General features: G+C 66.7%; 20 protein-coding genes and 4 pseudogenes. 13 read left to right on the plus strand and 11 right to left on the minus strand.

Annotated features, from left to right (window positions below):
- Nucleotides 1-214, plus strand: a pseudogene (locus ON19_RS34675) (esterase family protein); the annotation flags it as partial.
- 94 nt (nucleotides 215-308) lie between these two features.
- On the opposite strand, the gene ON19_RS34680 reads toward ON19_RS34675, so the two are convergent.
- Nucleotides 309-794 carry a DUF2505 domain-containing protein gene (locus tag ON19_RS34680; RefSeq protein ID WP_043702855.1) on the minus strand — a complete coding sequence of 162 codons (486 nt, stop codon included), beginning with the start codon at nucleotides 792-794 and terminating at the stop codon, nucleotides 309-311.
- 191 nt (nucleotides 795-985) lie between these two features.
- Nucleotides 986-1,192, minus strand: coding sequence for a hypothetical protein (locus tag ON19_RS34685; RefSeq protein WP_043702857.1), 207 nt, complete (start codon nucleotides 1,190-1,192; stop codon nucleotides 986-988).
- Between the two features lie 190 nt (nucleotides 1,193-1,382).
- On the opposite strand from ON19_RS34685, the gene ON19_RS34690 reads away from it, so the two are divergent.
- The 9 genes from ON19_RS34690 to ON19_RS34735 all read left to right on the plus strand — a co-directional run bounded on the left by ON19_RS34690 (nucleotide 1,383) and on the right by ON19_RS34735 (nucleotide 10,899).
- A complete protein-coding gene (locus ON19_RS34690) occupies nucleotides 1,383-2,051 on the plus strand; it encodes a cyclase family protein (protein ID WP_043702859.1) in 669 nt (222 codons plus the stop codon).
- 442 nt (nucleotides 2,052-2,493) lie between these two features.
- Entirely contained in the window at nucleotides 2,494-3,471 is a 978-nt protein-coding gene (locus tag ON19_RS34695) for an acyl-CoA desaturase (protein ID WP_227954751.1), read from the plus strand.
- Nucleotides 3,472-3,474: 3 nt separating this feature from the next.
- On the plus strand, nucleotides 3,475-3,741 hold the full coding sequence (locus ON19_RS34700) for an acyl carrier protein (RefSeq protein ID WP_043702863.1): 267 nt from the start codon (nucleotides 3,475-3,477) through the stop codon (nucleotides 3,739-3,741).
- A 2-nt stretch (nucleotides 3,742-3,743) separates the two neighbouring features.
- Complete coding sequence (locus ON19_RS34705) at nucleotides 3,744-4,646, plus strand: class I SAM-dependent methyltransferase (RefSeq protein ID WP_043702865.1); 903 nt, start codon at nucleotides 3,744-3,746, stop codon at nucleotides 4,644-4,646.
- Entirely contained in the window at nucleotides 4,643-5,896 is a 1,254-nt protein-coding gene (locus ON19_RS34710) for a cytochrome P450 (protein ID WP_043702867.1), read from the plus strand. Before ON19_RS34705 ends, ON19_RS34710 begins: the two co-directional genes overlap by 4 nt.
- Entirely contained in the window at nucleotides 5,893-6,627 is a 735-nt protein-coding gene (locus tag ON19_RS34715; RefSeq protein WP_063709531.1) for a thioesterase II family protein, read from the plus strand. The genes ON19_RS34710 and ON19_RS34715 overlap by 4 nt, the downstream gene beginning before the upstream one ends.
- A gap of 9 nt (nucleotides 6,628-6,636) precedes the next feature.
- The gene (locus tag ON19_RS34720) at nucleotides 6,637-8,835 is read left to right on the plus strand and encodes an AMP-binding protein (RefSeq protein WP_227954752.1); all 2,199 of its coding nucleotides are present in this window, start codon (nucleotides 6,637-6,639) and stop codon (nucleotides 8,833-8,835) included.
- A complete protein-coding gene (locus ON19_RS34730; protein ID WP_043702871.1) occupies nucleotides 8,832-10,040 on the plus strand; it encodes a cytochrome P450 in 1,209 nt (402 codons plus the stop codon). The genes ON19_RS34720 and ON19_RS34730 overlap by 4 nt, the downstream gene beginning before the upstream one ends.
- Before the next feature lie 25 nt (nucleotides 10,041-10,065).
- Nucleotides 10,066-10,899 (plus strand): alpha/beta fold hydrolase, encoded by an 834-nt coding sequence (locus ON19_RS34735; RefSeq protein ID WP_043702873.1) that lies wholly within the window; start codon nucleotides 10,066-10,068, stop codon nucleotides 10,897-10,899.
- A gap of 45 nt (nucleotides 10,900-10,944) precedes the next feature.
- Here the strand turns inward: ON19_RS34735 and ON19_RS41090 are convergent.
- Together ON19_RS41090 and ON19_RS44270 are read right to left on the minus strand one after the other, a co-directional pair.
- Nucleotides 10,945-11,517 (minus strand): annotated as a pseudogene (locus tag ON19_RS41090) (enoyl-CoA hydratase-related protein); the annotation flags it as partial.
- Nucleotides 11,518-11,695: 178 nt separating this feature from the next.
- Nucleotides 11,696-12,467 (minus strand): annotated as a pseudogene (locus tag ON19_RS44270) (DUF2786 domain-containing protein); the annotation flags it as partial.
- Nucleotides 12,468-13,691: 1,224 nt separating this feature from the next.
- Here ON19_RS44270 and ON19_RS34750 point away from each other — a divergent pair.
- From ON19_RS34750 to ON19_RS44275, 3 genes and pseudogenes are all read left to right on the plus strand, one after another.
- Nucleotides 13,692-14,993, plus strand: a complete 1,302-nt coding sequence (locus tag ON19_RS34750; protein WP_227954753.1) for an MFS transporter — start codon at nucleotides 13,692-13,694, stop codon at nucleotides 14,991-14,993.
- Between the two features lie 123 nt (nucleotides 14,994-15,116).
- The gene (locus ON19_RS34755) at nucleotides 15,117-15,740 is read left to right on the plus strand and encodes a TetR/AcrR family transcriptional regulator (protein ID WP_043703001.1); all 624 of its coding nucleotides are present in this window, start codon (nucleotides 15,117-15,119) and stop codon (nucleotides 15,738-15,740) included.
- Nucleotides 15,737-15,877 (plus strand): annotated as a pseudogene (locus ON19_RS44275) (ArsR family transcriptional regulator); the annotation flags it as partial. The gene ON19_RS34755 and the pseudogene ON19_RS44275, both read left to right, overlap by 4 nt.
- A gap of 174 nt (nucleotides 15,878-16,051) precedes the next feature.
- On the opposite strand, the gene ON19_RS44280 reads toward ON19_RS44275, so the two are convergent.
- From ON19_RS44280 to fabG, 7 genes are all read right to left on the minus strand, one after another.
- Entirely contained in the window at nucleotides 16,052-16,315 is a 264-nt protein-coding gene (locus ON19_RS44280; protein WP_306307077.1) for an Imm49 family immunity protein, read from the minus strand.
- Nucleotides 16,233-16,949 carry an immunity 49 family protein gene (locus ON19_RS34760; protein WP_218006531.1) on the minus strand — a complete coding sequence of 239 codons (717 nt, stop codon included), beginning with the start codon at nucleotides 16,947-16,949 and terminating at the stop codon, nucleotides 16,233-16,235. The genes ON19_RS44280 and ON19_RS34760 overlap by 83 nt, the downstream gene beginning before the upstream one ends.
- A 195-nt stretch (nucleotides 16,950-17,144) precedes the next feature.
- Complete coding sequence (locus ON19_RS34765; RefSeq protein WP_043703003.1) at nucleotides 17,145-18,146, minus strand: NADP-dependent oxidoreductase; 1,002 nt, start codon at nucleotides 18,144-18,146, stop codon at nucleotides 17,145-17,147.
- A 23-nt stretch (nucleotides 18,147-18,169) separates the two neighbouring features.
- Nucleotides 18,170-19,393 (minus strand): acyl-CoA dehydrogenase family protein, encoded by a 1,224-nt coding sequence (locus tag ON19_RS34770; RefSeq protein ID WP_043703006.1) that lies wholly within the window; start codon nucleotides 19,391-19,393, stop codon nucleotides 18,170-18,172.
- Between the two features lie 339 nt (nucleotides 19,394-19,732).
- The gene (locus ON19_RS34775; protein WP_043702877.1) at nucleotides 19,733-20,773 is read right to left on the minus strand and encodes a phosphotransferase family protein; all 1,041 of its coding nucleotides are present in this window, start codon (nucleotides 20,771-20,773) and stop codon (nucleotides 19,733-19,735) included.
- Nucleotides 20,773-21,225, minus strand: coding sequence for a MaoC family dehydratase (locus tag ON19_RS34780; protein WP_043702879.1), 453 nt, complete (start codon nucleotides 21,223-21,225; stop codon nucleotides 20,773-20,775). The genes ON19_RS34775 and ON19_RS34780 overlap by 1 nt, the downstream gene beginning before the upstream one ends.
- A 19-nt stretch (nucleotides 21,226-21,244) precedes the next feature.
- Nucleotides 21,245-22,006 (minus strand): 3-oxoacyl-ACP reductase FabG, encoded by a 762-nt coding sequence (gene fabG, locus ON19_RS34785; RefSeq protein WP_043702881.1) that lies wholly within the window; start codon nucleotides 22,004-22,006, stop codon nucleotides 21,245-21,247.
- Between the last annotated feature and the right edge of the window lie 3 nt (nucleotides 22,007-22,009).

Here is a 22,009-nt window from a genome sequence, read left to right on the forward strand (position 1 = left end):
CGCGAACGGCGCCGGGATACAACTGGCCTATCAGCTGATCTTCGGCGCACCGTTGGAAGCCGTCACCAGTGTGTGCACTCGCCAGCTCCGGGATCGCCTGCGTGAGCTGGCCGTACCGGCAACCTTCGTGCTACGTCCGACCGGAAGATACTGGCAAGACGATCTGCACAATTCGTGGGAGACGATCGGCGCCGCCCTTGCCGAGGATCGGTGAACGGCTCGGGGTGGTTCTTCGGCGACGGCGAACCCCGAAGGCAACCGCTATGACCGTGATGAGCGCCTGACCGGGCGTCTGCCGGCACACGGGATCAGTGATCGGTGATCCAGGTGTCGGTGAACTCCGCCTCGGCGGCGAGCATCTCCAGCAGCCGCGCCACGACGGCGGCTTCGATCTTCTTGCCGAACAACGGGATGCCGACCTCGGCCGAGCCGTCCACGACCGCCACCGTCGCGCTGTCGCTCTCGGTGAGCCGGACGGTGCCACTCACCTCGGCGGGCACACCCTCGACGCGCGCGTGGAAGCTGCCGCCCTCGCGGGTGTAGGTCTCGGTGCGTGCGATCACCAGGCCCTCGGGTCGCACGGCGGTGATCGCACTGGGCAATTCCGACGACGGAACGGTCTGCACCAGCCGCACCTGTAAGCGATCTTCGGCGGCTTCGAACTCGACGAGCCGCGCGTCGACCCCACCGGCCTCCTCGATGCGGTCTTTCCAGTACTGCTCGTCGGCGAGCGCCGCTCGAAGCGCGTCGGCCGAATGGGAATAGGTGGCCGTGTACGCCAAGGGGGTCGCCATACCGCCACACGCTACCTGCTGCCACGCTGATCGAAGGTGGCGAATCGCCGAGACCCGCACCGAGGCGTCCCTGAAATATGCTGAGGAACAACAGATTCGGTGGTGATGCGTACGTAACCGCGACCCATGGGGCGGAGAACCGAGCAGCGCGGCAGCTCGCGCGGTGCGGCGCGACCGAGGACGGCGGTCCGTCAGGGAAGACGCATCAGCTGCCGGGAGAGGCCGAACAGGCGGCGGGCGAGCCGCACGACGGGCAGGCCCAGTGGAAGTAGGAGGATCGTCACGCACAGCACCGCGCCCACCAGCCACACCACGGCCGCGAGAATTCCCAGCACCGTGCCGAGCACGGAGGTGACAATTCCCAGCACTACGCCGAGCAGGCCTTTCAACAGTCGCATGATGACCTTTCCGATTCCATTCTGCGCCTCTTCACGGCGACGCGCACGTGCCGTTCCGATAAATCTCCGCCCGCCCGTCCGAACCCTCACCTGCAAGTTTGTCGTTGTGGAACGGACGAGGTCGGTCGTCCGGCCGAATGCGATGGCACGGGCCTGCCCGCCCAGCGGACCGGTCGGTACGGTCCCAGGCATGAGCCGAGCGATTGTGGAGCTATCTCATCCGATCTCGGACGGCATGCTCACCTGCCCGGGACTGCCCGGACCGCGCATCACCGCGGAGATCTCGCGTGAGCAGTCGTCGCTGATCGATATGACCTGCGAAGTCGCCCGTGTGGACATGGTCGGGGCTACCGGCACCTACATCGACGCGCCTGCCCAGTACCACCCCGGCGGCGCCGACGTCGCCGAACTGCCCGTCGAGCGGCTGTGCAATGTGCCGATCGTCGTGATCCGCGCACCAGGGCTCCGCGCGGTGGGGCCGGATGTGCTCGGCGATCCGGCGCGGCTGTGGGGCAAGGCGATCCTCGTGCACACCGGTTGGTCGGCCAAGTGGGGTTCGCCCGCCTATCGGCGCCCCGGGCATCCGTTCCTGGTCGGCGAGGTCGCCGAGGCGCTGGTCGCCGCCAACGTCGCGCTGGTGGGCATCGATTCGCTCGACATCGACGACACGTCCCTGCCGACCCGGCCGTGCCACCACACACTGCTCGGTGCGGGAATCCCCGTCATCGAGCAGATGACGAATCTGGACGCGGTCCCCGACACCGGTGCCAGGCTGGTCGCACTACCTGCCCCGGTGCGCGGAATGGGCTCGTTTCCGCTGCGTGCCGTGGCGTGGATCGAGTACCACGGTGGCAGGTAGCCGCTGAATGATGTCTTCGTCGATGCAGTAGCCGTCGGCGGGGACCGCATTCGGGTTCTGGACGACTCGGCCGGAATGGGTGGTGCCGTAGACGCGCCCCCCGACCGGTCCACACCGACGGTGATCCGGCCGACAGGGCGAGCCCGGTGGCGAGAGCGCAGAGTGTGCCGTCGGTGTCGACGCGCCGGACCTGCCCGGCGAATGGGCCGGAGCGTAGCGGCGGCCTGGTGTACACGTGCCGTCGGGAGCGAGGGCGACGTCGTTGCCGGTGGACAACTCGGCTGCCGGTGGTCCAGCCCGTGGCTCGGACCCGCGTGATCAGCGTTTTCGATCTTGCGATCGGCAGCTCCGGCTCGTCCGGCGTTCGCCCGGAAACCGACGTTACGGTCGGGAAGTCCCGCTGGCGGAATCCGGTCCCGGACCGATGAGGTGTTGTCGAGTGATGGCCGAAAACAGTGATCCCACCGGTGCGAACCAGCAACCGCGCCGGAAGACGATCAGCAGTCCCTATATTCATCGGCTGCAGCGCAGGCATTTCCTGCTGTTCGATGTCCTGCCGATTCTCGGCACGGCGGGCGCTTTCGCGTTCCTCGCGGTACACCCCTTCGGGACAACCGAATTCGTGCTGCTGTTCGCGATGTGGCTGGTCACCGGCCTCGGAGTGACCGTCGGCTACCACCGGCTGTTCACCCATCGCACGTTCAAGGCGGCGCCGTGGGTGGCCGGGGTGCTGGCGGTCCTCGGCTCGATGGCCGGACAGGGCGGCGTGGTGTCCTGGGTGGCGCTGCACCGGCGGCACCACGAGTACAGCGATCGGGAAGGAGATCCGCACTCGCCGAACCTGTCCGGCGGTGGTCTCCGCGGCACGCTCCGTGGTCTGGCGCATTCGCATTTCCTGTGGATGCGCCGCCACGAGTACCCCAACGTCGTGCACTACGCCCCGGACCTCGTCAAGGATCGCGGCCTGGTGCGGATCGCCCGCCTCTACTACTACTGGGTGGGGCTGGGACTGCTCATCCCGACAGTGATCGGCGGACTGGTTTCGCTGAGCTGGACCGGGGCGGTGAGCGGTCTGCTGTGGGGCGGGCTGGTGCGGATCTTCGTCCTGGAGCACATCGTCTGGGCGATCAATTCGTTCCTGCACATGTTCGGTACCCGCCGCTACGCGTCACGGGAGAACAGCCACAACGGTGGAATATTCGCGTTGGTGACGCTGGGGGAGTCGTGGCACAACAACCATCACGCGTTTCCCGAGTCGCCGTCCTTCGGTTTGGCCTGGTACCGGCTCGATCCCGGTTTCTGGCTCATCAAAATGCTCGAGAAGTGCGGTCTGGCCCGGGATCTGAAAACTCCGTCCGCAGCGCGGATGGCCGCCAAACGTATTTCCGGAAAGTCCGACCCGGTCGGCAGCGCAGCGTGAGGAATGCTCAACGTGGATACGAGTAGAGAAGCCATCGTCCGGTGGTGCAGGGAATACCTCGGAAACTTGCTGGAGATTCCGGCGGACGCGGTGGACCCCGCCGCGGACTTCGACCGGTTGGGTGTGGACTCCGCCCTCGCCGTCGCGTTGCTGATCGAGGTGGAGGAGCGGTACGGCGTCGATCTCGCCCCGGAGGATCTCTTCGACAACCCGAATATCAACGCGGTGGCCGGCTATCTGCACGAGCAGAGCCGGCGGAGCGTGGCGTAGCCGTGTCCGCACCGACCGGCGCCGATCGGGCCGCCGCGGCGGCGGCCGCGGTCCGGCACCACTACGACGCGGGCAACGACTTCTACCGACTGTGGCTCGATTCGTCGTTGAGTTACTCCTGCGCCTTGCGCGAGAGCGGCGACGATACGCTGGAAGCGGCTCAGGAACGGAAACTGCGGTTCCATCTGGACGCGATCGGCGCCGACAGCGCCGCGGCGGTGCTGGACATCGGCTGCGGGTGGGGCGCGATCCTGCAACGCCTGTCGCGGCAGCACGCGGTCGCGCGATCGGTGGGCCTGACCCTCAGCCCCGCGCAGGCCGAGTTCGTGCGGACGCTCGATCTCCCGGGTGCCGAAGTGCGGCTGGAGAACTGGATGCACTTCGAACCGGACATCCGTTTCGACGGCATCATCTCGATCGGCGCCTTCGAACACTTCGCTCGGCCCGAGGATTCGTCCGCCGAGAAGATCCGGGTCTACCGCGAGTTCTTCACCCGCTGCCGCGGCTGGCTGAGCGACCACGGCGTGCTGTCGCTGCAGACGATCGCCTACGCGAACATGGGACGCGAGCAGGCGAGCACGTTCATGCAGCGGGAGATCTTCCCCGACGCGGACCTGCCGACGCTCACGGAGATCGCGGCCGCGGCCGAAGGCGTCTTCGAGATCCGCTCGCTCACCAACGGGCGTCTCGACTATGCGTGGACCTGCGAGGAATGGGCGCGCAGACTCCGGGCGAACCGTGCGGCAGCCGTCGGGATCGTCGGCGCCGACGTAGTCGCCCGCTACGAGCGTTACCTCAAACTGTCCGCGCTCGGCTTCCGGATGGGCAAGATCGGCCTGCTGCGACTCGTGCTGGCACCGTATGGCGACCGATTCTTCGCCCGCCGAGGGGTGCGAGCGGGATGACGATACAGACACACCAGCAGGCGCATCCGGCGCGAGTGCGGTTCAACCCCTTCAGCGCGGAGTTCCGCCGCGACCCCTATCCGCTCTACCGGCAGCTTCGCCGGGCGCAACCGGTGCACAAGACGCTGGGCATGTGGGTGCTCACCCGGCATGCCGATGTGCGTGGCGTCCTGCACGACCGCTCGTTCAGCGCCGGTCTGATCCCGCGGCTGGTCGGCGAGCAGGCCGAGCGATTCGGGCAGCGCGATGTCGCGCGCGTCGAGCGGCTGGGCCGCAAGTCGTTGGTGTTCACCGACAATCCGGACCACGCGCGACTACGCGGACTGGTCAACCGGGTGTTCACCTCCCGGGCCGTGGCCGACCTGCGCCCCCTGGTGACCCAGGCCGTCGACGGGCTCATGCGGCGAGCCTGGCCCGCGGGCGGCTTGGATGTGATCACCGAATTGGCCGCGCCCTTGCCGATCACGGTGCTGTGCGAGTGGATGGCCCTACCCGGCGACCTGCGCGAACGGGTGGGTTCCTGGACCCACGACATCCGGTTCCTGCTGGAGCCGGGGCTGATGAAAGCAGGCGACTTCGTGCGCGTCTGCGCGGTGGTCGAGGAGTTCGCGACCGCCCTGGACGCGGTGCTGGTCGAGCGCCGATCCCGGCCCGGCGCCGACCTGATCAGCCGGCTGCTCGCCGCGCGCACGACGGGCGGCGAACTGCTCAGCGACGAGGAGCTCATCTTCGTCTGCATCATGTGCTTCGTCGCGGGCAATGAAACGACGAAATCCTTGATCGGCAACGGTGTGCTGGCGTTGCTGCGCCATCCGGATCAGGCCGCGCTGGTGCGGGACAAGCGGGCGGCGGTCAGGGCCGCGGTCACCGAGGCGCTGCGTTACGACAGTCCGCTCCAGCTGACCAAGCGCCTGGCCACCCGCGATGCCGAGATCGACGGGAAGCGGATATCGGCCGGTGACCAAGTGCTGGTGTGCCTGGGCGCCGCCAACCGTGACCCCGCCGTGTTCGACCGCCCGGACGAGTTCGATCTCACCCGCAGCACCGCCGGCCATCTCGCTTTCGGCCACGGCATGCACGGTTGCCTGGGCGGGCTGCTCGCCGAGCTGCAAGCGGAGGTGGCCTTCGACTACCTCTTCCGGCATTCGGCGGACACGCGGATGCCGGACGGCGAGCTCGAATGGCAGGACCACAGCTTCATCGTCCGCGGGTTGAACCACCTGCCGGTCACACTGCGGAACGCCCGATGACACGCGCAGCGACGAAGACGTGGCTGCGGTACGAGCGCGACGAAGCGCCCGTGCGACTGATCTGTATTCCGCACGCCGGTGCCGGCGCGTCGTCGTTCAACCGCTGGCCGGACTTGTTCCCGGCGGACATCGCCGCGGTCCGGGTCCAATTGCCCGGCCGGGAGGATCTTTCCGGTGCGCAGGCGCTGCGCCGCGTCGGCGCCGCGGTGGCGGGACTGCTGCCGCAGGTCGAGCAGTGGGGCGGCGTGCGAGTCGCGATCTACGGCCACAGCATGGGCGCGTTGGTGGCGTTCGAACTGGCCCGCGCGCTCGCCGCGGCGGGCACACCCACGGCGCACCTGTTCGTTTCCGGCCGCCGCGCCCCGCAGTTGTCCGCGAGCCGCACGCCGATCCACCACTTGCCCGACGACGATTTCGCGGCCGCGCTCGCCGCGCTGAACGCCTGGGGTCCGGCTGGACGCAGCCGCACCTTCCTGCGCTACGCACTGCCACTGACCCGCGCGGATCTGGAACTTTCCGAAGAGTACCGCTACCGGCCGACGCCCCGGCTGGGCTGCTCGATCACGGCGTTCTACGGCACCGAGGATCCGGTGGTCGACCGTGCCGAGATCGCGGCCTGGCGCGAGCTGACCGATGGCCGCTTCGCGATCCATGAGTTTTCCGGCGACCACCTCTTCCACCATCGGCATCGAGTGGCCATCGCCGCGGCGATGACCGCCGCGTTGCAGTGAGGACCCGACGTGCCGCACACCATCCTGCTTCCCGACATCCTCCAGCGCCGCGCCGCCAGTGAGCCCGACCGCACCGCCTATCTGTTCCTGGACGAGAACGGTTCGGAGACAACGACGCTGACCTACCGTGAACTGCACGAACGAGCACTGGTGGTGGCACGGGAACTCGGCTCCCGATGTGCGCCGGGCGACCGCGCGCTGCTGGTATTTCCCCAGAGCCCGGAATTCCTCGTCGCGTACTTCGGGTGCCTCTACGCGGGCGTCGTCGCGGTGCCGGTGAATCCGCCTCGCCGCGACAAGGTGCAGGACGCGACGCGATCCATCGCCGCCGATTGCGAACCTGTCGTGGTGCTGACGCTCGGTGCGTTGATCGAGACATTGCGGCCTGCGCTGGAGCCGATCCGCACGGCCCGGCAGTGGATCGCCGTCGACGGCCTGCCCGTGACGGGCGCGGACGGCGCCCCCGCCGCCGCCCTCGATTCCGTCGCGTTCCTGCAGTACACGTCCGGTTCCACCGCGGCTCCCAAAGGCGTCATGGTCACGCACCGGAACCTGATGGCGAACGAGGAGATGATCCGGCAGGCGTTCGGACACGACCGGCACTCGACCGTGGTGGGCTGGGCGCCTTTCTTCCACGACCAAGGCCTGATCGGCAATGTGCTGCAACCGCTGTACGTGGGGGCGACGAGCATCCTGATGTCGCCGGGGACGTTCATCCGCAGGCCGCTGCTGTGGCTGGAAGCCATCTCCCGGTATCGCGCGCACACCAGCGGCGGCCCGAACTTCGCCTTCGACGCGTGCGTGGCGCGCGCGGCCACGGCGCAGGTGCCCGCGCTGGACCTGAGCAGCTGGAAAGTGGCGTTCAACGGAGCCGAGCCGATCCGTGCCGAGACGTTGACCCGGTTCGCGGAAACCTTCGCACCCTACGGGTTCGACGCGCGGGCACTGTATCCGTGCTACGGCCTCGCCGAAGCCACGCTGTTGGTCACGGGCAGCGAGAAAGGGCGTGGCCCGGTGACGCTGGACGTGGACATCGAAGCGCTCGAGCGCGGGCACTACGCCGATGTCGTAGCCGATCGGTTCCGTACCCTTGCCGGGTCGGGGCGGGTGCTGCGGAAGGAACATCTGCGCATCGTGGATCCCGATACCGGGCGGATCTGCCCGCCGGACCGGATCGGCGAGATCTGGGTCTCGGGAGAGCATGTCGCACAGGGCTATTGGAGAAATGCCGAGGCGACCGTCGCGAGCTTCCATTCGCGATGCGCCGACGATTCCGCACGAACCTACCTGCGCACCGGCGATCTCGGTGTTCTGGTGGACGGTGAGCTGTACGTGGTCGGGCGAGTAAAGGATGTCGTCATCGTCCGCGGCCGGAACTATTACCCGCAGGACATAGAGCACACTGTCCAGGGCGCGCATCCCGCGCTCCGGGCGGGTGGGGGTGCGGCGTTCTCGGTGCCCGGTCGCGACGGCGAGAAACTCGTCGTGGTGCACGAGGTCGCGCGCGAGTATGCGCCGGAGGCCGACACCGCGGACATCGTGGGCGCGATCAGGGCGGCGGTCCTGCAGGAGCACGAACTCGCCATCGGCGAGGTGGTGCTGACCCCGGCAGGCCGGGTCAGAAGACCAGCAGCGGAAAGACGATGCGGGCGGCGGCCAGGAAACGGTATCTGGCGGGCGGATTCGAGATCTGGTCGCCACGGACGGAAGAACCCACCGAACTTCGTACGAGGAGCTGAGCACATGCAGGCCTGGCAAGCGGCAAACGCGGACTTCGAAGCGGCGGTGACCGGTGCGGTGCTCAGCATGCCCGCCGCCGGGCACTTGGGTTTCGGGTTCGGCCGGGTGGCTCCCGGCGAAGCCGAGATCATTCAGCCCTATCGCAAGGAATTGACCCAGCACGATGGATTCTTCCAGGGCGGGGTGCTCGGCTCCCTCGCCGATTTCGCCGCGGGTTCGGCGGCGGGAACCCTGCTGCAGCCGGGATGGGTGAACATGACGATCGACTACACGGTGAAGATCCTCGCCCCGGCGAAAGGCCCGACGGTCGTCGCCCGGGGCCGGGTGATCAAGCCGGGAGCCCTCATCACAATCGCCGCGGCGGATGTCTACTCGGTCGACGGAGACGACGAAACCCTCTGCGCGACAGCGTTTGTCACGATGCGCAATGTGAAACTGTTCACCGCGGACCGAGGGGTGCGGCCATGACTGCCGACGCATTCGTGTTCGACCCGTTCGCCGCGGGTTTCGCCGAGAATCCGTACCCGCACTACGCCCGGCTGCGCGCCGACGCTCCCACCTACGAGCATCCGCTCGGATTCTGGATCTTGTCGACCTACGAGGATGTCGCCGGGCTCCAGCGCTCGACGCAGTCCGTCGACGAGCAGCACCTGACCCGGCTGCCGTCGTGGAAGAGCGACAGCGACCGGCTGGGCAAGGAGAACCGGATGATGCGCGGACTGTCCATCCTGGACCGGGACCCGCCCGATCACACCCGGCTGCGCCGTCTCGTCACCAAAGCGTTCACCCCGAGGGCGATCGAGGCGTTGTTGCCGAGGGTCGAGGCCCTCGTCGGTGCCGCGCTGGATCGTATCGCCGAGTCCGGCACCGCGGATGTCGTCACGGAACTGGCCTTCCCGGTGCCGTTCGGGGTCATCTCGGAAATGCTGGGTGTCCCGGTGGTGGAGCACACGCGGTTGCGTGAGCTCACCGCGATTCTCGTGCTCGCGCTGGAACCCCTCGCGGATCCGGCCTTGCAGGCCGCGATCCGGTCGGCGAACCAGGAACTGTTCGCCATGGTGGGCGAACTGGTCCGCTGGAAACGCGCCGCTCCCGGCGACGATCTGCTGACCAGGCTGATCGCCGCGGAACACGAGGGCGATGTCTTGAGCGAAGACGAGCTGGTCGCTCAGGTCATGCTGCTCTACATCGCGGGTCACGAGACGACCGTGAATCACCTCGCGGGTGGGATCCTCGCCCTGCTGCGTCATCCCGACCAGGCGCGACGGCTCCGGAAGGACCCGCGACTGGCCGACAATGCCGTCGCGGAGCTACTCCGATACGACACACCGGTGCAACTGATGCGCCGGATCACCGTCGAACCCGTGCCGATCGGCGGCTCGGAGATCCCGCCCGGCAGTTTGGTGCTGGCCTGTGTCGCCGCCGCCAATCGCGATCCGCACTTCTGGGGAGCGGACGGCGACGAGCTGCGCCTCGACCGGCCCAACGCGCAGCAGCACCTCTCGTTCGGCGCGGGCATCCACCACTGCCTGGGCGCGGCGCTGGTGCGGCTGGAAGCCCGAATCGCCTTCTCCCGCTTCGTGCAGCGGTTTCCCGACGCCGCCATCGAGACCGTGCGCTGGAACGGGCGGATCAATGTGCGAGGACCCGCCGAACTGTCGATCTCGGTGTAGTGCAGGGCGCTGAGGAGGCGAACGAATGCCGACGATGACAGTCGATGGGGCACCGATTTCCTACACCGACACCGGAGTCCCGCTCGGCCGGCCTGCGGCGGCGACCGTGGTGTTCGGGCACGGACTGCTGTTCGGCGGATGGATGTTCCGGTCCCAGATCGAAGTCCTGCGCGAGCATTACCGCTGTATCGCGATCGACTGGCGGGGGCAGGGCGCGACGGCGGCGACCGCCCGCGGATACGACATGGACACCCTCACCGGGGACGCCGTCGCGGTGATCCGGCGTCTCGGGGTCGGCCCGGTGCACTGGGTCGGCTTGTCCATGGGCGGCTTCGTCGGGCAGCGCATCGCGGCGCGTCACGGTGCGTTGCTGCGCTCGTTGACGTTGCTGGACAGCAGCGCCGAGCCGGAAGTCCCCGGCAAGATCGGCGAGTACAAGCGGCTCGCGCTGGCGTTGCGACTCTTCGGCGCAGGACCGATCCTCGGCAGGATCGAACCCCACCTCTTCGGCTCGCGCTTTCGCGCCGACCCCGCGAATCGGCCCCTCATCGACGAGTGGGCCACCCGCCTAAGGCGCTGTGATCGTGCGGCTGTGCGCAAGGCGGTCCTCGGCGTCGCCGACCGTTTGTCGGTGGAACACGAGATCACCGCTGTCACGATGCCGACGCTCGTCGTCGTCGGCGCCGACGACGCGGCGACGCCTCCTCGGCGATCCGAGCGCATCGCCGAGCTGATCCCCGCCGCTCGGCTGCACACCCTCGCGGATTGTGGGCATACCAGCAGTTTGGAACAGCCCGCGGCGGTCACCGCCCTGCTCCAGGAATTCCTCGCCAGCGTCGACGGACCCTGGACCGACTAGCTTCGTCGCGAACGACGCGGTGCTGCTAGCGACGCGAACTCGAGGTCGGAACGGCGGGACGGCGAGATCTTCGCCGAAGATGTCGGGAAGATCGCGCTGCACGCTGTCCGGGAATCGGGCGGGCCGCTTCTCCAGGAAGGCCGTCACGCCCTCGCGGGCGTCCGCACTCGCGCCCCGGTGGTAGACGCCGCGGGATTCGACGCGATGCGCGATCATCGGATGCTCGGACCCCAGGTTGCGCCACAGCATCTGCCGGGACAGGGCCACCGAAACGGGTGCGGAATGCTCGGTGACGCGGCGGGCCAGCGCATACGCCTCGTCGAGCAGGGTGTCGGCCGCATGCAGCGCGTAGAACAATCCCGCCTCGCGCGCTTCGCTCGCGTCCACGAGACGGCCCGAATACAACCAGTCCAGCGCGGTCTGCATCGGCACCAGACGCGGCAGGAACCAACTCGAGCAGGACTCCGGAACGATGCCGCGCCGATTGAAGACGAATCCGATGCGGGCGCCGTCGACCGCGAGCCGGAAGTCCGCGGCGAGCGTCATGGTGATGCCGACGCCGACGGCCGGTCCGTTGACGGCGGCGATGATGGGCTTGCGGGATTCGAACATACGTAGGTTCGCATCGACTCCAGCGACACCACTCGCCGCTCGACCGGCAAAGTCAGTCGGGAGCCGAAGATCTCGACCTGCCGGCCGGGCAGCTGGTCGGCTTGGTCGAACATGTTCCACACCAGCGCTTCGGCGGTATAGACGCGGCCTCGATAGGTATCTCGGGTGCTGTGGGTCGTGACGGCAAACGCCGTGCAGCAGCGGGCAGGGATGGTTGTTCGGTGAGGCGGGCGCGCCGGCCGGCTTCATCGCCGGCGAGCGAGGCTGCGGCGTCGCCGTGTCTGCGGCGGCGTGGGGCGCGCCAGGTTCCGCGGGCTGTGGTGTGGCTGGTGTGGAAGTCGGCGACTTCGAGTTCTTTTCCGCGCAACACCAGCGCCGTACTCGGCCCGGCGGCGGGATCGTCAGCCGCGGCCAGCACTGCGGTGCGAGTGATGTCACGGGTCTCGGCGAGGCGTCGGCCGATGCGGGCGGCGAAGGCGCGTTGGAAGGCCAGTCGCGCGGTGATCCCCGCTTTCGCGGTCCCGTTGGCGCGTCGCTGGCGGTGTTCGGGGGATTGCAGGTAGGCGCGGGATTCGTTGGATCATCTGCGGCAGCAGGCTGGAGTACAGGACTTCGACCGCGGCAATGTCGGATTTCATGCCGAAGGCGATGACCCAGGTCGAATTGCGGGCGATGTCGACGCGCACGTCGTTGGGGCCCGCGATCGCGAGAAACAACTGCACGTAGGTCGACAGTCCCCGGGTGCCGGGTTCACCGATGGTGATCTGACGCGTTGCCGGTGTCGCGCGGGTCCTGGGAGGCTCGACGGCACGTGCGAGGGCGAGATCGATCGAGTGCCGTGTCGCGAGTTCTTGCGCACGGGCCAGGAAGATCTCGGCTTCGTGCGCGTTGTCGGTGCCCTCGGCCTTACGCAGCAATCCAGCGATGCGCGAGAGCGCCCGATCGGCTCCACTCACTGATCGCCACCTCCGAACAATGCGCCAGCGGCGACGAGCGTCGCCAACGGGTCGCCCCTGTGCTGGGCGAGGTCGGCGGCAGCACGGACCTTCCGGATCCGGTTGAACAGGCGCGGTGTCCTCAGGTCGATACCAGTCAGCGCTGGGCGTTTGCCGGTAGCCGGGGACGGTGATGACGTGATACTCCTCGAGGGGCAGGCGCAGTTCGTACCAGGCTTCAGTGGGTGACCCATCCCGGACGGGGTCGGGTCGCGGCGGCGCCCACGCCCGGCAGTGGCATCCGGGATCGGTGCATCGGGTGATGCGCTGTCCGGGATGCCGGTGATAGTGGTGCATCCGGCCGGCCAGCATGGGGCATGTCCCGGTGGAATAGTCGGCACAGGAAGGGTGCAGCCCAGGTTCGACCGCGACGCCCTGGTGGAAGTCGGAGGGGCGGATGAAGACGATGACCTGCTCGCCGAGGGGTGTACCGCAGATCTGACACAGCTTGTGATACAGCACCTCGTGCAGGCGAAGCGGGGCGACGTTCCCCCACACCGCGCGTGAGCGGTCGCGGTGGGCCAAGGTGATGTAGGGCACGACCATTCCTTGGCTGGTCGGCGCGTCCGACAGGGCCGTGGGCAGCGGAACCGGTGCGTCTCTGGATGGCACGTGCGGGTCAAGGTGGGTCATGTGAGGAACTCCGGTGGGGAAGTGCATGGGGTGGACGGGTCAGCGGTTTTTGGGAGCCGCTGGAGTAAGGAGTCGGTGGGTAGATGCGTCGGGCGTCGGCGGGGCGGCGGCTGACCACGGCGCCGCCCGCTGCGCTGAGGGTGCGAGGAGGATCGAATGCTCGATGACCGGCGAGGCTCGGGCGCTCGTACACGCCGCTGCCGGTCGAACGCCACTCGTGAGGCGAGAACCCGGTGTCGAGCGCAGAAACGCCAGATGTAAGGCCTCGTGCACATCCGGCTTGCCAGGGGCGGGGTGAATACCGCACGGTGGCGCGTGTTGGCGAGGCGCTGGCAGACAGTCCAGGACCGCAGCTCATGCGTGGCGCGGCGACGGCGATCCGTGGTTGGGTCCCACTATTGCCGCCGAAGAGTTGAATTCGAAGTCAAGTTCAAGTAACGTGCCGCCCACGATCGTGACCAGCGTCACATCGGATTCGCTCTCGACTTGGAGATAGGTATGACTCCGAACACGGATTCCGGCACACCGGATCAGAAGAAATTACGGCGCCTCATGGCCGCTGCCCTGGTGGGAAGTTCGATCGAATGGTACGACTTCTTCATATACGGAACGGCTGCTGCCCTGGTGTTCGGCAAGCTGTTCTTTCCCCATTCCTCGCCATTGATGGGTACGTTGCTGTCCTTCAGCACGTTCTGGGCGGGTTTCATCGCCCGGCCGCTGGGCGGACTGGTGTTCGGGCACGTCGGCGACACGTTCGGCCGCAAGCCCGCATTGGTCTCCTGCTTGATCCTCGTCGCGGCATCCACCTGCGCGATCGGCCTGTTGCCAACGGCCGCGTCGCTCGGGATGGCCGCGCCGATCCTGCTCGTTGTACTGCGGTTCCTGCAGGGCCTCGCTGTGGGCGGTCAGTGGGGCGGCGTCACCCTGCTGCTCACCGAGACCACCAAGCCGAACCGCAAAGGACAAGCGGGGACCTTCGGCCAGATGGGCGTTCCTCTCGGTCTGCTGCTGGGCACGGGCGCGTTTCTCCTGGTCGGCGCACTCGTCGAGAAGTCCGACTTCCTGACCTGGGGTTGGCGCATCCCTTTCCTGGCCAGCGCCGTGCTGTTCCTTGTGGTGCTCTTCATCCAACTCCGCATCGAGGACTCGCCTGAGTTCCGCCGGCTCCAAGCCCGTGCCAGCGAAGCCTCCACCACAATCGCCCAGGCTCCAATTCTCGAAGTGGTTCGGAAGCACTCGAAAAAGGTGCTGCTCGGCGCCGGTCTACTGTTCGGGACCAACGCCATTTTCTACATCAGCGTCGCCGGTGTGCTCGACTATGGCGTCCGGGAACTCGGCCTGGCGCGCAATAGCGTATTGGCGGTCTCCCTGGCGGCCTCCGCTATCGGCGTGCCCGTCATCTATCTCGCCGGCTCGCTGTCCGACCGCTTGGGTCGCCGCCCAGTGATGCTCACCGGCGCGACGATCATGGCGCTGTGGGCATTCCCCTTCTTCTGGCTGGTGGACACCGGCTCACTCGTCGCGATCCTGATCGCGACTACGGTTGGCAGCGGCATCGCCTCCGGGCTGGTGTACGGCCCGCTCGCGGCATATCTCACCGAACTGTTCGAGCCCCGGATCCGCTACTCGGGTATCACGTTGGCCTACCAGTTGGCCGCGATCCTGGTCAGTGGTGGCACCCCGTTCCTCATGACCGCGCTGCTGGCGGCGACCGGATCAACGGCAGCGGTCTCCGCTTTCCTTTTGATCATGGCGCTGTGCACACTGGGCAGTGCTTGGGTACTGCCGGAAACCGTGGCACGCGAGCAGCCCGCGACGACCGACGGGCATGCCTCCGTATCCGTGCAATCCTGACCGATGTCGAATCAGCCGGCGATGTCTCGAGACATCGCCGGCTCCCTACTTTGTCGGTGTTCCGGCCAGTGCACAGGCGCCGCGGCCACCGAACGCCGCGTGCGCAGGTGAGAGACTATGCGGGTGACCGATGCCGAGGACCGCCCACGCGCGGACGAAACCCGTGCGCGACTACTCGAGGCTGCCGCGACTGCCTTCGCACAGCGAGGCTTTCACGGGTCGACAACGCGCGATATCACTTCTCTCGCAGGTTTGAGCACCGCGGCCATCTACGTGCACCACCGTTCCAAGGAAGAACTGCTTTATCAGATCTCGAAGGCCGGTCACCAGGCCACGCTGGATTTGATGCGTGCCGCCGTCGGCTCGGCCGAGGATCCGATCGGTCAATTGATCGCGGTCATGCACGACTTCGCTGAACACCACGCCAAGGCCCATGTCGTCGCCCGCGTGGTGAACTACGAGATCGCCGCCCTCGACGCGCCCCATCAGCAGGAGATCAAGGATCTCCGCCGCGACATCCACGGCGAACTCCGTACCCTGATCGCGCGTGGCACCGAGGCCGGCGTCTTCAATACAGCGGATGCGCATATGGCCGCTACGGCGCTTTTGTCGCTCGGTATCGACATAGCTCGCTGGTATCACGAGGACGGCTCCTGGTCTCCCGAGGACATTGCGAACTTCTACGCGGACCTCGCGCTGCGCATCGTCGGCGCGAGTCGGTCGCCACGTGGCGCTTGCGGCCCTTGACCTTCTTACCCGCGTCATATCCGCCCGTCGCCGCAGGTGACGGTGTCGGCGCCGACGAGCCGCAGCGCCGCCGGATCCTCGAGCGGCTGCGGAGCGGTGACGCGACCGTTGGCGAACTCGTCGAGCACCTCGAGCTGCCGCAACCTGCGGTCTCGAAGCACCTGCGCGTGCTGCGGGATTCGGGGTTCGTGCGAAGTGGAGGCGCGGAAACGGAACTACCGCCTCGCTCCCGGCCCCTCGAGCAGTTGGACAAGCTGGCTGACGCCGTATCTGCGGCTCTGGGATCGCCATCTCCAACCCGTGCACGTCGCTCAGGTGTCGATCTCACCGACCCAGGCGTACTCCAGGAGCGCGGTGGGCAGGTACTCGGATTCGATGTCGATGGGGAAGCCGGCGTCGTAGGCAAGGCAGGCGATGGCGAGCAGATCGAGGGCGACGAGACCTTCACTGCTCATGGCCCGATCCTCGGTCGCGGTCCAGTACTCCCTTGTGTCATCGCAGCGCGTCGGCGAGCGCGCTGTTGAATTCGTCGTGATCCTGCCGCAGATAGCGGTAGAAGAGGTTGATCGGCGGATAAAGGATCTTCAGCAGGAGTTCCGTGTCGAACGGAGCTGCCTCCTGGTTGGGTCCGTCGATCCCAGCTGTCTGCGGGTCGGTGGCGTCGACTGCGGCGACCAGCTTGCCGTACATGTCCGGCCGGCCGAGCCAGAAGCTTTGCAGAGTCTCTACCCAGGAGTAGATGTACTCGAGGGACACCGCACTCGATCCGGACAGCGACTCGCGCAACAGGGAGACCGGTATCCGGGCCAACTTCTCCAGGCGCTCGTTCTCCCGGCATATCAACGCAAGGTAGAAGGAGGTGACCCAAGCCCCCGCGGCCACACAGGACTCTGGGCCGATCGCGGGCAGGGATCGCTCCTGCTCCCTGATCCGGACCGTTACACTGCTACCTTCGCCCGCGGCGAACAGCGCGGAGCCGGTCTGCATGGCCGTGACCCATGCTTCCCACGTCTCGAATTTCACCGCCTCCGGGTCCGTTGCGCATCGCGCCTTTGCCAGAGTCAGGGTCCAGCTCAGGGCCTGGGCTCGTCTGACGCCCTTCGGCTTGTCAAGCCCGGCGAGGACCCAGCTCGCGTTCTCTTCGAGCACTGCGAGGCCCTCAGCCTCGTTGTCCATGGGGAAGTCATGGCGAGGAATGCTCGTGACCACGTACTCTCCTGGTGGATCTCGAAGTTGCTCCAGCGAAGCACCAGCATAGGCGCCACATCAGGCGCGACATGAGCCCCAAAACAACATCGCGGCGCAGAAGACAGCCTTCGCCGTCATTCTGCACCGCGATGTCATCAGCATGAGTGAGCAGTTGTGGAGCCTGCTCGCCCGACGGTAGGTCCGTGGGCGGTCTCGTCACAAAGCGAGTACGAGCTTTCCCGTATTCGCTCCCGTGAACAGCATGTCGAGCGTCTCGGCGAACCGCGTGATCCCGCCCTCGACGATGTGCTCCCTGCTTTTGATGCGGCCGTCGGCCAGCCACTCGGAAATCTCGCTGATCGCCTCACCGTAGCGATCGGCGTAGTCGAACACCACGAACCCCGTCATCGATGCCCGGAAGACCAGCAGGGACATGTACCGGGAAGGCCCTGGCGGCAGCTGCTCCGCGTTGTACGCCGATATCGCACCACAGATCACCACCCGGGCGCCGCGGCGGAGGTTGGCGAGCGCGGCATCGAGGATATCCCCGCCGACGTTGTCGAAGTACACATCGATCCCGTCTGGAGCGACTTCGCGCAGCCGTCGCAGGACATCCTCGTTGCGGTAGTCGATCGCCGCGTCGAACCCGAGCTCGTCGGTCAGCACACGGCATTTGTCCGCACCGCCCGCAATGCCGATGACCATCGCGCCCTTGGCCTTCGCGATCTGGCCGGCGACGCTGCCGACCGCCCCGGCCGCCGCGGACACCACGACAGTCTCACCGGCGCGTAACTTGCCCACCTCGAGGAGGCCGAAATACGCTGTCATTCCCGGCATTCCGAGTGTGCCGAGCCAGGTCGGCCCCGCTGCGACGCCGAGGTCGACCCGCTGCACATTCCGGCCGTCACTGATCGCGTACTCGGTCACCCCGAATATGCCGCTCACGGTGTCCCCGACCGCGAAATCCGGATGCGCGGACTCGACGACGGTCGCGATGTCCAGTGACCGCATGACCTCTCCGATGCCCACCGGCGGCACATACGAACGCACATCGTTCAACCAGCCACGCATGGCCGGGTCCAGCGAGATGTAGTCGACCTTCACCAGAATCTGACCGGCGGTGATGGCGGGCAGCTCCTCGGTTGTCAGACTCCAGGTATCCGCCTCGATTGTCCCGGAGGGCCTTTGTGCAAGCCGCACCTGTTGAATCTTGGTCACGTGTTTCCTCTCGTCGCCGGTGGTCACGCGCTCCGGCCCCAAGCGGGGTCCCGGCGTCGCAATTCCATCTGCGCGATCGTGCGCTTGTGGACCTCGTCGGGACCGTCGGCCAGACGCAAAGTCCGTTGGAGGGCATACATGTTGGCCAACGGGAAGTCGTCGGAAACGCCACCGCCGCCGTGCACCTGTATCGCCCGGTCGATCACCTTCAACGCGACCTGTGGCGCCGCCACCTTGATCGCGGCAATCTCCGTGCGCGCGTGGCGATTGCCCACGGTGTCCATCAGATATGCCGCCTTCAGGGTCAGCAGGCGGGCCATTTCGATCTCGATCCGCGACTCGGCGATCCAGTCCTGGATATTGGCGCGGTTGGCCACCGGCTCACCGAAAGTCGTGCGCGCCTGCGCGCGATCGATCATCAGATCCAGCGCGCGTTCGGCCATTCCGATCGACCGCATGCAGTGGTGGATCCGGCCGGGCCCCAGTCGTGCCTGGCTGATCATGAACCCGTCACCCTCGCCGGCCAGCAGTGCCGTTCGCGGCACCCGGACATTCTCGAACACGACCTCGGCGTGCCCTTCCCTGTCCTGGTAGCCGAAGACCGGCAGGTTGCGCAGGACGGTAATCCCGGGCGTATCGATTGGGGCGACCATCATGCTCTGCTGGCGATGCGGTGGCGCCGCGGGATCGGTTTTACCCATCACGATGAGCACCTTGCAGTTCTTGTGCAGGGCGTTGGAAGTCCACCATTTCCGGCCGTTGAGGACGTATTCGTCCCCGTCCCGCTCCATCCGCAACTGGATATTGCTGGCGTCCGAACTGGCGACTTCCGGCTCGGTCATCGCGAATGCCGACGCGATCGTGCCGTCCAGCAGCGGCTGAAGCCAGCTCTCCTTGTGTTCGGCGGTGCCGAACAGGGTGAGCACTTCCATGTTGCCGGTGTCCGGGGCATTGCAGTTGGTAGCTTCGGGAGCCAGGTGCACACTGCGGCCCATGATTTCGGCCAGCGGCGCGTACTCCAGGTTGGTCAGCCCGGGCCCCCATTCCGGATGCGGGTGAAACAGATTCCACAGACCACGGTTCCTCGCCTCGGTCTTGAGCTTCTCCAGGATCGGCGGGTGGAAATGTGGATCACCCGACCCCTTCATCTGCGCTTCGTAGACCGGTTCGGCGGGGTAGACGTGCTCGTCCATGAAGGCGAGCAGATCCTCTTGGTATTTGCGGGCTCTATCGGAAAGCTCGAACATCGGGCTCCTTCGATCGATGATGGTCCGCACTGCTGCGGCGATGACGTCGCGAATGACCTCTGCGCTGTCCGGTTCCGATACCGCTGCGGCGACCCGGGGCATCACTGCGGCGACCTCCGCGCGGGAAGGTTCGCCGCTGATCACCGCTGCCTCGATGAGGTCGGAGTGCCTGTACAGCACTTCGTCGGACAGGCGACGTCGACCATCCGAGTCCTCCTCTTGTTCTAGCCGGCATGGGATCCACTTCGCACCGTAATTGAATCTGGCGTCAACTTCAATTCGCGGCGCCGACGCGTATCGGATTCTGGCGCACATCGCGAGGACCCGCGTCGTCGGTTGTCAGCGATAGCCCTCCGCCAGATATGCGATTCCGGCCTGGAGGAGCGGTTCGACCGCGTCGCCCAGGTTCTCGAAACCGGTGCCAACGGTCTTGCCGTGCAGATGGCGGTAGTGGATACCTTCACAGATCACGGCGAGTTTGAAGGCCGCCAGCCCGAGATAGAACCCGATTCGAGTCAGGTCGCGGCGGCTTCGCTGCGCGTACCGCTCCAGCAACTCGGCTTCACCGAGGAATCCCGGTGCCGACGCAACATCGGTGACCACAGGAATGCCCAGCTCGCCGGAACGCAGGTAGACGATGAGCAACGCGACATCGGTGAGTGGATCGCCGACAGTAGCCATCTCCCAGTCGATGACAGCGGTCACTCGGTCGCGCGAGTCGACGAGAATATTGTCGAGCCGGTAATCGCCGTGCACGATCCCGGCGGGCGATTGCTCCGGCTGGTGCTGCGCAAGCAGATCATGCAATCGCGCTGCCGCGGGAAGGTCTCGACTTCGCGACGCGTCCAACTGATTCTTCCAACGCCGGACCTGCCTTTCGAGGAACCCCTCCGGCCGGCCGAAATCGTCGAGTCCGACGGCGGCGGGGTCGACCGTGTGGAGAGCGGCGAGGGTGTCGATCAGTCCGGTCGCGATCGCACGGGTCCGGTCCACGCCCAGGGCGGCCAGTTCGGCCGACGAGCGGTACGGCGTTCCGGCGACGCGTTCCATGACGTAGAACGGCGCACCGATAACCGTGGCGTCCGTGCACAGGGCGTATGTGATCGGCACCGGAACCTCGGTGTCGGCCAGAGCGTTCATCACGCGGTATTCCCGCCCCATGTCGTGCGCGGTCGCGAGCACGTGGCCGAGCGGCGGACGCCGCACGATCCAGTTCGATGTCCCATCGGTGACTTCGTAGGTCAGATTCGATTTACCTCCGGCCACCAGACGTCCGTGCAGCGGGCCCGCGACCAGGCCCGGGGAGGCGTCGGCGAGCCATGCCGCCAGACGGTCCAGGTCGAGACCGGGTAAATCCAAGGAGTCCTGCTCAGCGGGCATCAGGGGACCAGCACCGCGACGGAGTCGGCTACGCAGGCGGGCTTGTCCGAGCCTTCGATCTCGATCGTCACTCGCGAAATCGTCCGCGAGCCCGCAGTACCCGCGGCTACCGAGAGCAACTCGACTCCTGCCCGGATCCGGGATCCGACCGGGACCGGTGCGGGGAACCGCACTTTGTCGGTGCCGTAATTGACGCCCATGGACAGGCCCTGCACGGTGTAGACCTGCTGGGTCAGCATCGGCACCAGCGACAGGGTGAGGAACCCGTGCGCGACGGTCTTGCCGAACGGTCCCGCGGCCGCCTTCTCCGGGTCCACGTGGATCCACTGGTGATCGCCGGTCGCTTCCGCGAACCGATCGATCTGCTCTTGCGTGACCGTGTGCCAGCCGCTGAATCCGAGGTGGGTACCGACCGCGGACTCCAGTTCGGTCAGGCCATGGAATATCTGCACTGCTTCTGCTCCTTCGGTATCAGTTCCGGGGTCCGCCCGCGACGTAGATCACCTGGCCGGAAACGAATCCCGCACCTTCGCTGACCAAGAACGAGACGGCGTGTGCGATGTCGTCGGGGGTGCCGGTTCGGGCGACCGGAGTCTGAGCCGCGATCGCTTTCGTGAATTCGTCGAATGGGATTCCCATACGCTCGGCCGTCGCAGCGGTCATCTCCGTTTCGATGAAACCTGGGGCGATCGCGTTCGCGGTGACCCCGTACTTGCCGAGTTCGATCGCGAGGGTCTTGGTGAATCCCTGCAATCCAGCCTTGGCCGCCGCGTAGTTCGCTTGACCGCGGTTGCCGAGCGCCGACGTGCTGGAGAGGTTGACGATGCGCCCCCACTTCTGCTCGATCATGTGCGCTTGCGCGGCGCGGGAGAGGAGGAACGAACCGCGCAGGTGAACATTCATGACTGCGTCCCAGTCATTGGTGGTCATTTTGAACAGCATGTTGTCGCGGGTGATCCCGGCGTTGTTGACCAGCACGGTCGGCGGACCGAGTTCGGTGGCGACACGGTCGACGGCCTGTGTCACCGCGGCTTCGTCGGCAACGTCGACACCGACCGCGAGCGCGCGTCCACCCGCCGATTCGATCTGGTCGACGATTGTCTTACAGGCGCTTTCGTCGAGATCGAGCACCGCCACTGCCATGCCGTCGCTCGCGAGACGCCGGGCCACGGCGGCTCCGATACCTCGTGCCGCGCCGGTGACGATGGCGATGCGCTGGGTCTCATTGTTCATCTT

It is taken from the genome of Nocardia abscessus NBRC 100374, assembly GCF_000308455.1.
In the GTDB taxonomy this organism is placed as follows: Bacteria; Actinomycetota; Actinomycetes; order Mycobacteriales; family Mycobacteriaceae; genus Nocardia; species Nocardia abscessus.

Bases quoted from the DNA above. Each gene is read 5' to 3' on its own strand.
- ON19_RS34680 (WP_043702855.1), bottom strand. From the start codon at position 794: ATGGCGACCCCCTTGGCGTACACGGCCACCTATTCCCATTCGGCCGAC.
- ON19_RS34685 (WP_043702857.1), bottom strand. From the start codon at position 1,192: ATGCGACTGTTGAAAGGCCTGCTCGGCGTAGTGCTGGGAATTGTCACC.
- ON19_RS34690 (WP_043702859.1), top strand. From the start codon at position 1,383: ATGAGCCGAGCGATTGTGGAGCTATCTCATCCGATCTCGGACGGCATG.
- ON19_RS34695 (WP_227954751.1), top strand. From the start codon at position 2,494: ATGGCCGAAAACAGTGATCCCACCGGTGCGAACCAGCAACCGCGCCGG.
- ON19_RS34700 (WP_043702863.1), top strand. From the start codon at position 3,475: ATGCTCAACGTGGATACGAGTAGAGAAGCCATCGTCCGGTGGTGCAGG.
- ON19_RS34710 (WP_043702867.1), top strand. From the start codon at position 4,643: ATGACGATACAGACACACCAGCAGGCGCATCCGGCGCGAGTGCGGTTC.
- ON19_RS34715 (WP_063709531.1), top strand. From the start codon at position 5,893: ATGACACGCGCAGCGACGAAGACGTGGCTGCGGTACGAGCGCGACGAA.
- ON19_RS34730 (WP_043702871.1), top strand. From the start codon at position 8,832: ATGACTGCCGACGCATTCGTGTTCGACCCGTTCGCCGCGGGTTTCGCC.
- ON19_RS34735 (WP_043702873.1), top strand. From the start codon at position 10,066: ATGCCGACGATGACAGTCGATGGGGCACCGATTTCCTACACCGACACC.
- ON19_RS34750 (WP_227954753.1), top strand. From the start codon at position 13,692: ATGGCCGCTGCCCTGGTGGGAAGTTCGATCGAATGGTACGACTTCTTC.
- ON19_RS34770 (WP_043703006.1), bottom strand. From the start codon at position 19,393: ATGTTCGAGCTTTCCGATAGAGCCCGCAAATACCAAGAGGATCTGCTC.
- ON19_RS34775 (WP_043702877.1), bottom strand. From the start codon at position 20,773: ATGCCCGCTGAGCAGGACTCCTTGGATTTACCCGGTCTCGACCTGGAC.
- fabG (WP_043702881.1), bottom strand. From the start codon at position 22,006: ATGAACAATGAGACCCAGCGCATCGCCATCGTCACCGGCGCGGCACGA.